The following is a 14,889-nucleotide window of genomic DNA, read 5'->3' on the forward strand; positions in this document are numbered from 1 at the left end:
CCCAAATGGTTTTAATTACGTTTGTAAACTAAGCGAGCAAACCAGAGCAGATTCAATGCCACAACCAAAAATGAAAAATAAGATATTGAAATATAAAGATTAATTTAAAAATAATATTTAATTAACCTGTTTGTCATTTTAACAGTGCACCATAGAAGAACTGTATTTTTAAGACCTTTTGTAAACTAAGCGTCCTAAAAATCAACCATTTGCTTTAATTTTTGATCTTATAATGAAAAAAATATTTCGATAACGATCTCAAAAAAATTGATCTGTTTACATTTGACACCAATGCGACAGATCGACTTGCGCACCAAAAGAGAGCGAAAAAATAAATTAGCTAGGAAAGAAAGACCCATGAAGATCGACAATCACATCATCAACCTATTAATCAAAAATGGACGTGCCTCCTTTGCTGATATCGCCAGGGAAATCGGAGTATCACGTGCCTACGTACGCCAAAGAGTCCAAAAACTGCAGGAAGACGGCGTGATCGAGCAATTTACCACGGTTATCAACCCGCTTAAATTAGGAAAGTCGTTATCGGCTTTTCTTGACGTTAAGGTCGCACCTCAAGGCATTGAATTAATTGCCAACGAGCTTGCCGAATGTCCGGAAGTGGTTAGCTTATATATTATGAGTGACATGAAGAGCTTACACATCCACACATTAACCGATGATTTCGAAGCATTGGATCGTTTCACTCGTAAACACATTTTTTCCAGAGAACATATCATCTCGGTAGACTGCAATACATTGTTGACGAGAATCAAACATCGACGCGGCGGCCCAAGACTATAACGCCCTATCGACTATACATTGGATATAAAAAAGGCTCCGTGATAGGAGCCTTTTTTGTTTACGATACCGATCGTTGAAACTATGAGAATTGAATCTCGCCGTTTTCGACCGAAATATGGATTGTCGATCCGCCCACAAACTCGCCCTTCAACAGTTTCTGAGCCAGCGGGTTCTCGACTCGCTGCTGAATCGCACGTTTCAAAGGACGCGCTCCATACACCGGATCGAAACCGGCCTCTCCCAATAGATCCAAAGCCGCATCGCTGATTTCCAGATTCAAATCGACATCCTGCAAACGCTTATGCAAGTGCTGCAATTGAATATTGGTGATCGAACGAATCTGTTCGCGACCCAACGGACGGAATACGACAATCTCATCGATACGGTTGATGAATTCCGGACGGAAATGACCGCCGACCACTTCCATCACATCGGACTTCATGGCATCGTAGTTTTCTTCACCGGCTTTTTCCTGAATGATCTGCGATCCCAAGTTAGACGTCATGACGATGACCGTATTCTTAAAATCAACCGTGCGACCCTGTCCGTCCGTCAGACGACCGTCATCCAACACCTGCAATAGGATATTGAATACATCCGGATGCGCCTTTTCCACCTCATCCAACAGAATCACAGAATAAGGCTTACGGCGAACCGCTTCGGTCAAATAACCACCCTGTTCATAACCGACATACCCCGGAGGCGCACCGATCAAACGTGCCACCGAATGCTTCTCCATGAATTCGGACATATCCAAACGCACGATGGCATCCTGTGTATCGAACAGAAAATCCGCCAACGCCTTGGTCAATTCGGTTTTACCTACCCCGGTCGGCCCAAGGAACAAGAAAGAGCCGTTCGGACGATTCGGATCGGATAGACCGGCACGCGAGCGACGAATCGCATCCGAAACCGCACTCACCGCTTCCGCCTGGCCGACGACTTTTTTCTGCAATTCCTCTTCCATACGCAGCAGTTTGTCTCGCTCGCCTTCCAGCATGCGTGAAACCGGAATACCGGTCCAACGGGCGACCACTTCGGCGATCTCTTCTTCCGTTACCTTATTACGCAACAGGTGCAGAACATTGCCGTCTTCGCTTTCGGCCAACTCGGCCGCTTTGATCTTAGCTTCCAAATCCGGAATCGTACCGTACTGCAACTCGGACATCTTAGCCAAATCACCTTCTCGACGTGCCGCTTCCATTTCAAAACGCGCCTGATCCAACGCTTCTTTATACTGTTGCGTCCCTTGCAAAGAGGCTTTATCTTTTTTCCAGATCTCTTCCAGATCGGAATACTCTTTTTCCAGTTCGTCGATCTGACCCTGTAAATCTTCCAGACGTTTTTTCGATGCCGCGTCTTTCTCTTTTTTCAACGCCTCGCGTTCGATCTTCAACTGAATCAAACGGCGATCCAACTTATCCATCTCTTCCGGTTTGGAATCGATTTCCATTCGAATACGCGACGCCGCTTCGTCGATCAAGTCGATCGCTTTATCCGGCAACTGTCTGTCGCTAATGTAACGCTGTGAAAGCTGTACTGCCGCCACGATAGCAGGGTCGGTAATATCAACACCGTGATGCACCTCATAACGCTCCTTAAGACCACGCAGAATCGCAACGGTATCTTCTTCGGTCGGCTCGTCCACCAAGACTTTTTGGAAACGTCGTTCCAACGCCGCATCTTTTTCAATGTATTCTCGGTACTCGTCTAAGGTCGTCGCGCCCAAGCAGTGCAGTTCACCGCGAGCCAAAGCCGGCTTAAGCATATTACCCGCATCCATCGCGCCATCGGATTTACCCGCACCCACCATTGTGTGAATTTCGTCGATAAACAGAATGATCTGGCCTTCGTTCTTGGCCAAATCATTCAACACGGCTTTCAAGCGCTCTTCGAACTCGCCACGGTACTTGGCACCCGCCAATAAAGCGCCCAAATCCAGCGACAATACCTTTTTATTACGCAACCCTTCCGGCACTTCACCGTTGATAATACGTTGAGCCAAACCTTCGACAATCGCGGTCTTACCCACTCCGGGCTCACCAATCAGAACCGGATTGTTTTTGGTACGACGTTGTAAAACCTGAATCGCGCGGCGAATCTCGTCGTCACGACCGATCACCGGATCCAATTTTCCGGATTCGGCACGTTCGGTTAAATCGATCGTGTATTTTTCCAATGCCTGACGTGTCTCTTCTGCATTTTGATCCATTACGCTTTCCCCTCCACGCACTTTTTGAATCGCTTGTTCAATCCCGTTTTTGGTGGCTCCGGCCTGCTTCAATAATTCGGAAACCACATCGTTGGAATCCAAGGCCGCCAAGAAAAACAATTCGCTCGCAATATAGGCATCACCTTTCTGCTGAGCGGCCTTATCCATCATATTCAAAATTTGTCCCGATTTCTGGGATAACTGAACATCCCCACCGGTACCGGTTACTTTCGGCAATGTGCCCAACTTCTGTTTGACAGCCTGACGTAAGCCGCCGACATTAACTTGAGCCAATTGCAATAGCGATCCCTGCTCTTCCAACAACACGGATAAAATATGCAACGGTTCGATAAACTGGTTGTCTTGCCCTAGAGCTAGCGACTGCGCCTGCCCCAAAGCCGACTGAAACTGAGTGGTAAATTTATCAATCATTGTTAAACACCCCTTATGCTTAATATCTTCAACTTACTTACATATATGGACAATTTAAAATAACTCAAACTTCTAAGCGAAAAATTTATTGCGGATGATTACGTAAACCAACACCTTTAAAAAAACATTTCCTTTAAATACATAAAGTTATGCAATTAAAAAAACCCCCGTCATTACCACTATATTTCTTATGGGTTATCGATATAATACAAGACAATAAATAAAACTACTCACCACATAAAAACGCTTTTAACCCAGATATGGGTTACGATGCGACAGGTAAAAAGTTTGTTCCCCATGAATTTATCGTATCCATCTTTACCTTCACTCGAAATTCTATTCGATAATTTGGCAGATGCCGTTTATCTAATCGACCCTGAAAGCTCCAAGATTATTTGGTGCAACCGTGCCGGCTATCTTGATCTGGGGTATGAAAAAGAAGAAATACTGAATCATTCGGTTCTGAGTTTACAGAAAGACGTACAAGGCCTTCCACACTGGGATGACGTAGTCAAAGCCATCATGGATTGTAATGTTTTTACCTTCATCGGACGTCACAGCCATAAAGACGGCAGTGAAATGGAGGTAGAGATCAACACCTCCCATTTTCAGCACCAAAATAAACTGTTTTTTCTTTCCGTCGCCCGTAATATCAACAAGCGTATGGCCTTGGAAAAAGACCTACACAGCCGTAACCACCGTATCTGGTATGCATTGAACGAAGCGACCGACGGCATGTGGGAATGGGAAATTGAAACCGGCCATGTTTTTTTCAGCCCTCAGCTTAAAAATATGCTCGGCTACGGTCCCGACGAAATGCAACCGAATGTAAACACGTGGATCACCAATATCCATCCCGACGACATGGATCGAGTGTCGCAAATTTTAGAAGACCACTTACAAGGAAAACGACGCAGCTACGAAGCCGAATACCGTCTGAAAAACCGAAACGGCCACTACTTATGGGTTCACGATAAAGGAAAAGTCTGCGAACGAGACGACAAAGGCAACCCGACACATGTCGTCGGCATGGTAGAGAACATTACTGAACGCAAACAGCTCCAATTCCAGCTCGAAGCGCTGGCCTCAAACGATGTTTTGACCCAACTGCCTAACCGTCGCGAAGGCGAAATTCAAGCCGCCCGACATTTAGAACTGGCAAAACGCAATGGCAGACCGATGTGTCTCGCCGTCGTCGATTTTGACGACTTTAAACAAATCAACGATCTCTTCGGACACCAGAAAGGTGACGAAGTTTTAATATTTGGTGCCGAACTGCTTCGCACCACCCTTAGAAAGTCCGACTTCATATACCGTTGGGGTGGAGAGGAGTTCGTCATCCTGTTCCCCGATACCGATCTTGAACAAATCGAGCACATCACCGATAAAATTCATCGAACTTTCCAAGAAGCCGACTGGAAAAACATTAACATAACGCCAATGACTGTTAGCATTGGCATTGCCTGCTATCCGGATCATGGAACGGATTTCGGGGATCTCATTAAACAAGCGGACACGGCCGTCTACATAGCCAAAGCACAGGGCAGAAACCAAACGGTTCACGCCAACTTACCAACTGAAGCCAACTAAACAAAAAGGGTTGTTAATAATATAATGGACAGTCTATTTTTCATTCTTTCAAAAGTAGTATGGGCCTTTTTAAGCCCAAGCAATCTATTCGTCTTTGCCCTGTCTCTCGGCACCCTGTTTCTCATCAACAACCACATCCGTTCGGCCAAAAAAATCCTGATACCGACCGCTCTTATCGGACTTATCGTCACCGCCTACCCTGTCGGCGACTATCTTATGAAACCATTGGAATCAAGGTTTGCCAAACCGGAGTCGATGCCCAAACAGATTGACGGCATTATTATTTTAGGCGGTGGTGAAGACTTAAAACGCTCGCTAAGTTGGAATGTAGCGGAACTTGGCATTGGAGGAGATCGTTATATAGCCGCTGCCAAACTGGCAACCCTCTACCCGAAGGCACCGGTCATATTCACAGGCGGAAGCGGCTCGATTCAACTACAAAATACCGATGGCGAAGGGGCGTTCGCCAAAGAAATCCTGACATCGGTGGGCATCGATAACAAACGCCTCATCATCGAATCTAAATCGCGCAACACTTACGAAAATTTTCTCTACACCCAACCCCGCCTTCCAAAAGCGGACGGAACCTACCTATTAATCACTTCGGCTTATCACATGCCGCGTTCCGTTGGCATTGCCCGCCAACTGGGCGTTCATGTCATACCCTACCCTGTGGACTACCGTTCCAACAGCAGTGAACTAAGGCAGTGGGATTTCGATCTTTTCGATCATCTGAAGGCACTGGAACCAGCCGTTAAAGAATGGATCGGTTTAACCGTCTATTACTGGACGGATAAGACTTCGGAATGGTACCCGAATCCTGAATAAATGAATGGAAATGCTTTGGAAAAAATTATTTGAAAAGATTTCCCGGTTTTAAACAGACCTGTTCAAAACCGGGCAGAATTAGATTACCTTTGAAAAACGGTTTTGCGTTCCCGTTTTCAAATAAGCATCAAACACCATACAGATATTACGAATCAGCAAACGCCCTTTGGACGTGACAAAAATATCCTCGTCGGTCATCGTAATCAGTTCATCTTCAACCATCGGTGCCAGATTAACCAGTTCTTGCGCAAAATACTCCTTGAAGCGGATATTCCACTGTTTGTCTAACTTAGCAAAGTTGAGATGAAAATGACTAATCAGACGGGTGATGACATCGCGGCGCAACTCGTCGTCTTCAGTCAGGAACACCCCTCTGAATACAGCCAAGTCGCCTGCATCGATCGCTTGATAATATTCATCCAGACTTTTGCGGTTTTGAGCATAGGTATTATCGATCAATGAAATCGAAGTCGCTCCCATCCCGATCAAATCACAATCCGCATGAGTCGAATAGCCCTGGAAATTACGGTACAGAGTTTCGTTTCGCTGAGCAACGGCCAATTCATCGTCCGGTTTCGCAAAGTGATCCATGCCGATATAAATATAACCCGCTTCCAACAACCGTTCCGTCGTGGCGTGCAAAATAGCGAGTTTTTCGTCTGCCGACGGCATATCCGCTTCGTTCATTTTTTTCTGCGTCGGGAACATGCTCGGCATGTGAGCGTAATTGAAAATCGAAAAACGATCCGGCTCCGCCTCCAATACTTTATCCAAAGTGGTGATAAAGCCTTTTTCGGTCTGGAACGGCAAACCATAGATCAAATCGACATTTACCGACATGAAACCGGCTTCGCGCGCACCTTCCAACACTTCAAAGGTTTCCGCTTGCGTCTGTATACGGTTAACCGCCTTTTGAACCTGCGGATCAAAGTCCTGCACGCCTAAACTCATGCGATTAAACCCGAGTTCGCGCAGCAGCTTAACCGATTCGCGATTGGCTTCGCGCGGATCAATCTCGATCGAATACTCGCCGGAGTCGTCATCGTATAAATTGAAATGTTCGCGGGTCTTTTCCATCAATTGACGCATTTCATCGGTATTGATGAAGGTCGGCGTACCGCCCCCCCAATGCAACTGTTCAACTTTGCGGTTGGGATCGAATAACTTGGACTGCATTTCAATCTCTTTGAACAAACGTTCCAAATACGGCGTGGTTTTGGAACGGTCTCTCGTCCACACCTTGTTACAGGCGCAGAAAAAACAGACCGTATCGCAAAATGGAATGTGGAAATACAACGACAAACCGCGTCCGGACTCGTTACTCCGTTGTGCCGCAGCCTTATACTCCTCAATACCAAATGACTCGTCAAACTGAATCGCCGTCGGATACGAGGTATAACGCGGCCCCGTCTGGTTGTAACGTTTGATTAGACTTTCGTCGAACTGAATATTTTGATCCATAACAAATAACTATCCCAAAGTGGAATTGACTGACTTAACTTTCTGAAAACGAGCATGATATATGAAAAACCACGGGCACGAGTTATTCTGTATCAAGAGTTTGGGATTCAACCCGGTTACGGCCGTTTTGCTTTGCCAAATAAAGCTGTTTATCGGCTAAAGAGAACATTTTATCAATCGAATTCGTCTTCAACGGATCAAAACAGACCGAACCGCAGCTAATTGTCGCATGCATTTCATCATCACTGTCTTTACAAAATGCGGTTTGCTCGACAATAGCGCGAAGACGTTCCGCCAACAAGTGTGCATTGCCGCCCTTATTGCCTAGCGTCATAACGGCGAATTCTTCACCGCCCCAACGATAAATCCGATCTTCCTGTCTCAAAGTCGTTTTTAACACTTCCGCCAGTTTGCGCAACACCTGATCGCCGATCAGATGGCCTTTTTCGTCGTTGATTTTTTTAAAATGATCGACATCGATAATGATTAACCCCACCCTCAAGTGCTGTCTTCTGGCTAAAGATAAAAGTTGCCCATATTCTTCGTCAAACACCCTGCGTAAAGGTAAGCCGGTAAGCCCGTCCAGGGTGGCCGCATGAATAATCTCCGCATCAATCAATTGCAACAATACATCGGCAACCTTGTCGGAAGCTTTTTCCATTTTCGTAAGTGAAAGAATGATATGTTCGGGATGCTGAGCGATCGCATCCTGCAAGGCCTGAATCGCCAACTCATGTACTTGTCGATGCGCCCGATCGAACTCCTCACGTTGGTCGGACGGAATCTTCTCCCAACCACCGGCGTTAAGCCACTTTCCCAAACGACACTCATCGGAAGAGTACGGAAATGTTTTGTCTTTCAAATCCCCCAAAGCCATGGAAAACAATTTCATTTTCCAGTTCACATGATCCAGGTAAGCTTGCGTCAGGTCCTGCGAAATCTTAATGCTTCCAAATTGTGTCGCCCGTTCAATACCGGTAATATCGGCCCGAAATTTCTGATGCATTTTTTCCATCATGCCGCCGATCGTAAAGATATTGGCGGTCACCGCTTGAGCGATGTCCAGCGCTTGACTGATTAAGTAACCCAATTCAAACTTGCCGGCGGCTTGAGTATGCTTAAAAAACAACTGGCGGCATTGATTAATCAACAGCGTCGCCCTGACCGAAGTCAGTCCTTGTTGATACCAGTGAGTACTCTGGGAATATTGCTTTAAATAGAATTCGTTTGTGTAATGACCGGAAACGAGATAATCATAGTAACCGTCTACAAATACTTGATCGATTTCGTAACCGTATGTGCTTAACCAAGCTTCCAACTCGGCCGTGAACTCAGGTTTCAACTCTTTAAAGAAAGGGCGATTAAATTCGAGTTGATGTCGGTCATCAAGTTCGACACCAATCATTTGATTAATGGAGGTGATGGTGAGCATATAAAACCCTAAAATATAACAGGGTTCATTTTACCCACCTTTTAACAATAGTTACAATAACTTAAACGACCAGGCTTGGTGGATCTTACTATTACGCTGAAAATCTTTCGGCATCGTTTTTTGAGTAATATCCTGAATTTCCACACCGTCGAATTCAGCTTTTTCCAATTTAAATTTGCGTAAATTCGTCGAAAAAATCAACTCTCCGCCCGGCTTCAATAATTTCAACGTCTGTTTAATCAAATCTACATGGTCGCGCTGAATATCCAAGGTCCCTTCCATTCGTTTAGAGGTCGAAAACGATGGAGGATCCAGGAAAATCACGTCAAAATCCGCTTGTCCGGCTTGCGAAGCCTGTTCAAGCCACTCCAAAACATTCGCCTGTTCCAGACGGTGTTTGGACTCGTCGCAGCCGTTATTCAAAAAGTTATGCTTGGCCCAATAAAGATAGGTTTTGGACATATCCAAACTTAAACTGCTTTTCGCGCCCTGAACCGCAGCCTGCGTCGTTGCCGTCGCCGTATAACAGAACAGGTTCAGCAAACGTTTGCCTCGCGATTGCTGAGCCACATAAGCACGCACGTCACGGTGATCCAGAAATACGCCGGTATCGAGATAGTCCGTAAAATTGACGCGTAATTTAGCACCGTTCTCGATGATTGTGAAAAACTGACGATTCTCGTCCAAACGTTCGTATTGCGACGTTCCTTTCTGACGCTCACGCACCTTGAAAACAATATGATCAACCGGCAGATCGAATACGTCGGGCAGCACAGACATCGCTTCATGCAAACGTTTTTTGGCACGACTGCGATCTATCGATTTCGGGGCGGCATATTCATTCACCACCAACCAATCTCCGCCTTCCAGCGTTTGATAAAAATCGATTGCCAAAGCATATTCCGGCATATCGGCGTCATACACACGATAAGCCGTGACCTGTTCAGTTTTTGCCCACTTTCGCAGACTTTTCAGATTCTTTTTCACACGGTTGGCGAACATTTGCGCACCTTCCGTCTCTTTCATGTCCGGCAACGCCATCTGAATCTCTTCCGCCAGGTTCGCCCCACCCTTAACGGCCGGCTGACGATGGAATTCCTTGAGGATATCGAAACGGAACAACTTACATTCCATCGCCCCGTTGAAGAAATTATGACTGCGCTTGGCCTTGATTCCGAGATACATGCCCAACTCAGGATTACAGGTCAGAATCGCAGCCTGCCAACCGTCGAATTCGCTCTTCAGGTAGTTACCAAGATCGACATAAACGCTTTTCACCGTCTCCAACTCACCCAAACGCTCACCGTAAGGCGGGTTGGAAATCACCAAGCCGGGCGTCCAATCGCCCCAACGACGGCCTTGTTCGACCGTCATCTGCTTGACCTCGATACTGTCGGCATAACCGGCATTGGCAATCGCTTCTTTAGCGACGTCCAGCGATCGATGTGAAGCATCGGAACCGTAAATCTCCGGCAGATTCCTCAAACCTTCCGCTTCACGCTGCTCGGCTTCTTCCACCAAACTGCGCCACAATTTCGCGTCATGCTGTTTCCAAGTCAAAAAGCCCATCTGTTCGGACTTTTCAAGTCCCGGCGCCAGATCGGAAGCCATCATCGCGGCTTCGATCAGAAAGGTTCCGGAACCGCACATAGGATCGTACAAAGTACCGCCTTGCTTGGCGATTTCCGGCCAACCTGCCCGAATCAACAAGGCAGCCGCTACGTTCTCTTTCAACGGAGCCTTAACTTGCTGCCCCTCACGGTAACCGCGCTGGTGCAAACTATGCCCGGTCAAATCGATGCTCAGAGTCAATTGGTTGCGGTTAAGGTGGCCATGCACCCGTAGTTCTGGATGAATCGTGTCGACGCTCGGACGGCTATTGGAGATTTCTCTGAAATAATCGACGATACCGTCCTTGATTTTCAAAGCGCCGTAATGACTGTGATCGATGCCCATCCCTTTACCGGAAAAGGAAACTGCAAAAGTGCCGAACGCATCCATGTGTGCATTCCAATCGACATTAGCCACCTGCTCGGTCAACTCTTCCTGGTTAGCCAGTTCCGTTTCCAATACGGTTAAGTAGATTCGGTTAGCCAAACGCGACCACAAGCAGGCACGGTAAGCCACTTCCAGACTGCCTTCGAAACTCACGCCTCTTGGTTGCGCCTTAACATTAGCCGCCCCCAACGAAAGCAGCTCTTCACGCAACATCTCACTCAACCCACCCGGAGAGGTGGCAAAACATTTCAACATATCGATTCCAATGGTCATTAGGATAACGGTTTCAGCCGGGTTCAAAGTCCCTGAGCCAAACGCGCAATGCATTACGGATTATAATCCGCACATTTTACTGTTTTAGTGTCTGCTTTAGGTAAGTTTCTGTAAAATAGGATTCTGAATTCATTCATAAAACATAATTCGACGGTGATTTATCCATGACATTTCGATTACGCCTTATCGCTTTGTTCTTCTCGTTAGCAGTGCCGCTATCGGCATTCGCATCGAACGAAGCGGAATTCCAATCCTGGGTTGAAAAATTCAAGCTGCAAGCCGTGGAACAAGGTATTTCGAAATCCACTTTGGATCGTGCTTTCGAAAATGTCTCATTAAACGAAAAAGTGCTCGAACTGGATAGTCGACAGCCCGAATTCACCCGCACCTTCTGGCAATATTTCAAAAATGCCGTGACCGAGTGGCGTATCGCCAAAGGCCGTTACCTGTATCAGAAACACCGCAGACTATTGGATCAAGTAACCAAGAAATACGGTGTTCCAGGACGCGTTCTGGTTGCCTTTTGGGGTATGGAAACCAACTTCGGCGGTTACACCGGAAACATTCCAATCATTGAATCGCTGGCGACATTGGCTTTCGACCCGCGACGCAGCGAATTCTTCAGCAAAGAGTTGCTCGATGCGTTAAAGATTCTCGATCAGGGTCATGTCACGCTTGATGAAATGAAAGGCTCATGGGCCGGGGCGATGGGACAGTGTCAGTTCATGCCGTCCAACTATGTGCGCTATGCGGTCGACGGCGATGGCGACGGCAAGAAAGACCTATGGGGCAGTCTGCCGGACGTATTCTTCTCCGCCGGTAATTTCCTGGCTACCCTGGGGTGGCAGAAACAGGAAAACTGGGGTCGTGAAGTCACTCTGCCGAAAGGATTCGACTACGCCCTCGCGGACGGCAAGACAGCCCGTTTGCTGAAAGAATGGAGCCAAATGGGATTGACCTTAGCCGATGGCCGCCCGTTGCCGCGCGAAGAGATGCAAGCAAAACTGATTCTGCCAAGCGATTATCGAGGACCGGCATTCCTGGTATTCGAGAACTTCAAGGTCATCAAACGCTGGAACAACTCCACCAACTACGCTCTGGGAGTCGGGCATCTGGCAGATAGAATCATCGGCAGAGCGCCGCTGAGCAAAAACGCGCCTTTAGACGACAAAGCGTTAAGCAAAACCCAGATGAAAACCATACAAGAACGTCTGAACGGATTAGGTTTCGATGCGGGCACGCCGGACGGCATTGCCGGCAGCAAAACCCGCAATGCCCTGCGTGAATTTCAAGTGGCTCGTAACCTTCCGGCCGACGGCTATCCGTCACAGAAAATGTTCGACATGCTGTTGAGCGAACAAGAAGAATCGTCTCCCGGAAAATGAGGGTACGAGTATGAGCGCCTCACAGGAAGAGCATAATAAACCGGCCCTGGCCTACCACAAGATCCTTCCGCCCAAACCGGAACTGTGCGATCACCCAAGCTATCTTTTTTGGAAGGTGCAAAGCCAACTGGTCAAGTTAAATCACCGCCTTAATCGCACCGTCCAGAACAAAAAAGAAACAACAGACCCTACCACATCAAAATAGGGGCTATGCAAAACCCAAATCGCTGGTTATACTAGAAAAACAGTAAATTGTCGGAGTGCCTAGACTAGGCTGAGATCGCGTAAGCGGGATCCGTAGAACCTGATCTGGTTAATACCAGCGAAGGGAACAATCAGACATTCAACGTTACTGCCCCAGCGGCATTCAAGTTTCAATCGTCTGATTCATGCAAGATTTGCGTGAATTCAAACTCACCTTATCTTCCTGAATCTTTTTCAACTGAAACCCAAACGTTGTTTCCAAAACAATTCGTTTCGAATTCGTCTGTTTTCTACACAAGTCTATCGTGCCCCGCCTGATTTTAATTTTTAAAAGAGGCAGAGCCGTGAGTTCAACAAACAAAACCAACCGTCGCGAAGCGCGTGCAGCAGCGGAAGCATTCATCAAGGACGTTTCCGGACAATCCTTCCCTAACTCAACCAAAATCTACGTGCCGGGCGAAATCCACCCGATCCAAGTCGGCATGCGCCTGATTTCGGTCAGCGACACCTACATCAGCGGCCCTCAGGACAATCCGGTGATGGAACCGAACGAACCGGTGCCGGTTTACGACACTTCCGGCCCTTACACCGACCCGAACATCGAGGTCGATGTCTACAAAGGCTTGCCAAAACTTCGCCAGAGCTGGATCGAAGCCCGTGAAAATACCGAACTTCTGGATTCCGTCACCTCAAAATTCACCCAGGAACGTCTGGCGAATCAGGGACTTGATCATATCCGTTTTGAAAACCTGCCGCCGGTACGCCGTGCGAAAGCAGGCAAAAACGTCACCCAGATGCACTATGCCCGACAAGGCATCATCACACCGGAAATGGAATACATCGCCATCCGCGAGAACATGAAACGCGCCGAAGTGCGTGACGAGATCCTGACCCAACAACATGCCGGAGAATCTTTCGGAGCAAGTATTCCTCAAGACATCACCCCGGAATTCGTGCGTGACGAAGTCGCCCGTGGACGTGCCGTCATTCCTTGTAACATCAACCACCCGGAATCGGAACCGATGATCATCGGGCGCAACTTCCTGATCAAGGTCAATGCCAACATCGGTAACTCTTCGGTCGGTTCTTCGATCGCCGAAGAAGTCGAAAAGCTGGTATGGGCGACCAAATGGGGCGCGGACACCGTAATGGACTTGTCGACCGGCCGCAACATCCACGAAACCCGCGAATGGATCATGCGTAACTCGCCGGTTCCGATTGGAACCGTACCGATCTACCAAGCTTTGGAAAAGGTCAACGGCATTGCCGAAGACCTGACTTGGGAAATCTTCCGCGACACCCTGATCGAGCAGGCCGAACAAGGGGTCGACTATTTCACCATCCACGCGGGCGTACTATTGCGTTACGTTCCAATGACCGCCAAGCGTGTTACCGGAATCGTCTCACGCGGCGGTTCGATCATGGCGAAGTGGTGTCTGGCGCATCACCAGGAGAACTTCCTGTACACCCACTTCGAAGAAATCTGTGAAATCATGAAAGCCTACGACGTCAGTTTCTCGTTGGGTGACGGTTTGCGTCCGGGCTCGATCGCCGACGCCAACGACGAAGCCCAGTTTGCAGAACTGGAAACCTTAGGCGAACTGACCCAGATCGCCTGGAAGCATGACGTTCAGACCATTATCGAAGGTCCGGGGCACATCCCTCTGCACATGATCAAGGAGAACGTCGACAAGCAGCTACGCGAATGCGGCGAAGCGCCTTTCTATACGCTTGGTCCTTTGACGACCGACATCGCACCGGGATACGACCACATCACCTCGGGCATCGGTGCCGCCAACATCGGTTGGTACGGCTGCGCCATGCTGTGCTACGTCACCCCGAAAGAACACTTGGGGCTACCTAACAAGGAAGACGTTAAGGAAGGTCTGATGGCTTATAAGATCGCCGCACACGCCGGTGACTTGGCGAAAGGCCATCCGGGCGCGCAGATCCGCGATAACGCCTTGTCGAAAGCACGCTTCGAATTCCGCTGGGAAGATCAGTTCAACCTGGGACTGGATCCGGAACGAGCACGTGCCTACCACGACGAAACCATCCCTCAGGAATCCGGTAAAGTGGCGCACTTCTGCTCGATGTGCGGACCGAAATTCTGTTCTATGAAAATCTCCCAGGAAGTCCGTGACTACGCCGCCCAACAGGATCAGGCCGGCCAGATCACAGAAATCACATTGGAAGAGATTCAAAGTGGTATGAAGGAAAAATCGCAGCAGTTCCGTGAATCCGGCAGCGAAATTTACCAGAAGGAAGCCTGA

Annotated in this window: 10 protein-coding genes and 1 riboswitch; of the genes, 6 read left to right on the plus strand and 4 right to left on the minus strand. The window is 47.9% G+C overall.

The window, feature by feature from the left end:
- Nucleotides 1-357: 357 nt before the first annotated feature.
- Nucleotides 358-801: an Lrp/AsnC family transcriptional regulator gene (locus tag ABY044_RS06850; RefSeq protein ID WP_373019481.1), complete on the plus strand. Its 444-nt coding sequence runs from the start codon at nucleotides 358-360 to the stop codon at nucleotides 799-801.
- Nucleotides 802-880: 79 nt separating this feature from the next.
- On the opposite strand, the gene clpB is transcribed toward ABY044_RS06850, so the two are convergent.
- Entirely contained in the window at nucleotides 881-3,445 is a 2,565-nt protein-coding gene (gene clpB / locus ABY044_RS06855) for an ATP-dependent chaperone ClpB (protein ID WP_373019482.1), read from the minus strand.
- Between the two features lie 297 nt (nucleotides 3,446-3,742).
- Here clpB and ABY044_RS06860 point away from each other — a divergent pair, with 297 nt between their 5' ends.
- Complete coding sequence (locus ABY044_RS06860) at nucleotides 3,743-5,035, plus strand: diguanylate cyclase domain-containing protein (protein ID WP_373019483.1); 1,293 nt, start codon at nucleotides 3,743-3,745, stop codon at nucleotides 5,033-5,035.
- Nucleotides 5,036-5,059: 24 nt separating this feature from the next.
- Nucleotides 5,060-5,863, plus strand: a complete 804-nt coding sequence (locus ABY044_RS06865; protein WP_373019484.1) for a YdcF family protein — start codon at nucleotides 5,060-5,062, stop codon at nucleotides 5,861-5,863.
- Between the two features lie 78 nt (nucleotides 5,864-5,941).
- On the opposite strand, the gene hemN is transcribed toward ABY044_RS06865, so the two are convergent.
- The 3 genes from hemN to rlmKL form a co-directional block, all read right to left on the minus strand.
- A complete protein-coding gene (hemN, locus tag ABY044_RS06870) occupies nucleotides 5,942-7,324 on the minus strand; it encodes an oxygen-independent coproporphyrinogen III oxidase (protein ID WP_373019485.1) in 1,383 nt (460 codons plus the stop codon).
- 82 nt (nucleotides 7,325-7,406) lie between these two features.
- Complete coding sequence (locus tag ABY044_RS06875; RefSeq protein ID WP_373019486.1) at nucleotides 7,407-8,756, minus strand: diguanylate cyclase; 1,350 nt, start codon at nucleotides 8,754-8,756, stop codon at nucleotides 7,407-7,409.
- Nucleotides 8,757-8,807: 51 nt separating this feature from the next.
- Nucleotides 8,808-11,081: a bifunctional 23S rRNA (guanine(2069)-N(7))-methyltransferase RlmK/23S rRNA (guanine(2445)-N(2))-methyltransferase RlmL gene (rlmKL, locus tag ABY044_RS06880; protein WP_373019487.1), complete on the minus strand. Its 2,274-nt coding sequence runs from the start codon at nucleotides 11,079-11,081 to the stop codon at nucleotides 8,808-8,810.
- 110 nt (nucleotides 11,082-11,191) lie between these two features.
- Here rlmKL and ABY044_RS06885 point away from each other — a divergent pair, with 110 nt between their 5' ends.
- From ABY044_RS06885 to thiC, 3 genes are all read left to right on the plus strand, one after another.
- Nucleotides 11,192-12,412: a lytic murein transglycosylase gene (locus ABY044_RS06885; protein ID WP_373019488.1), complete on the plus strand. Its 1,221-nt coding sequence runs from the start codon at nucleotides 11,192-11,194 to the stop codon at nucleotides 12,410-12,412.
- A 10-nt stretch (nucleotides 12,413-12,422) separates the two neighbouring features.
- Nucleotides 12,423-12,617, plus strand: a complete 195-nt coding sequence (locus tag ABY044_RS06890) for a hypothetical protein (protein ID WP_373019489.1) — start codon at nucleotides 12,423-12,425, stop codon at nucleotides 12,615-12,617.
- Nucleotides 12,618-12,658: 41 nt separating this feature from the next.
- Nucleotides 12,659-12,760, plus strand: a riboswitch (TPP riboswitch).
- 257 nt (nucleotides 12,761-13,017) lie between these two features.
- Nucleotides 13,018-14,889, plus strand: a complete 1,872-nt coding sequence (gene thiC, locus ABY044_RS06895) for a phosphomethylpyrimidine synthase ThiC (protein WP_373019550.1) — start codon at nucleotides 13,018-13,020, stop codon at nucleotides 14,887-14,889.

Origin of the sequence: Thiomicrorhabdus sp. (genome assembly GCF_041583835.1) — a bacterium.
GTDB lineage: Bacteria > Pseudomonadota > Gammaproteobacteria > Thiomicrospirales > Thiomicrospiraceae > Thiomicrorhabdus.

Coding starts and splice junctions, on each gene's coding strand:
- ABY044_RS06850 (WP_373019481.1), top strand. CDS start 358: ATGAAGATCGACAATCACATCATCAACCTATTAATCAAAAATGGACGT.
- clpB (WP_373019482.1), bottom strand. CDS start 3,445: ATGATTGATAAATTTACCACTCAGTTTCAGTCGGCTTTGGGGCAGGCG.
- ABY044_RS06860 (WP_373019483.1), top strand. CDS start 3,743: ATGAATTTATCGTATCCATCTTTACCTTCACTCGAAATTCTATTCGAT.
- ABY044_RS06865 (WP_373019484.1), top strand. CDS start 5,060: ATGGACAGTCTATTTTTCATTCTTTCAAAAGTAGTATGGGCCTTTTTA.
- hemN (WP_373019485.1), bottom strand. CDS start 7,324: ATGGATCAAAATATTCAGTTCGACGAAAGTCTAATCAAACGTTACAAC.
- ABY044_RS06875 (WP_373019486.1), bottom strand. CDS start 8,756: ATGCTCACCATCACCTCCATTAATCAAATGATTGGTGTCGAACTTGAT.
- rlmKL (WP_373019487.1), bottom strand. CDS start 11,081: ATGCATTGCGCGTTTGGCTCAGGGACTTTGAACCCGGCTGAAACCGTT.
- ABY044_RS06885 (WP_373019488.1), top strand. CDS start 11,192: ATGACATTTCGATTACGCCTTATCGCTTTGTTCTTCTCGTTAGCAGTG.
- ABY044_RS06890 (WP_373019489.1), top strand. CDS start 12,423: ATGAGCGCCTCACAGGAAGAGCATAATAAACCGGCCCTGGCCTACCAC.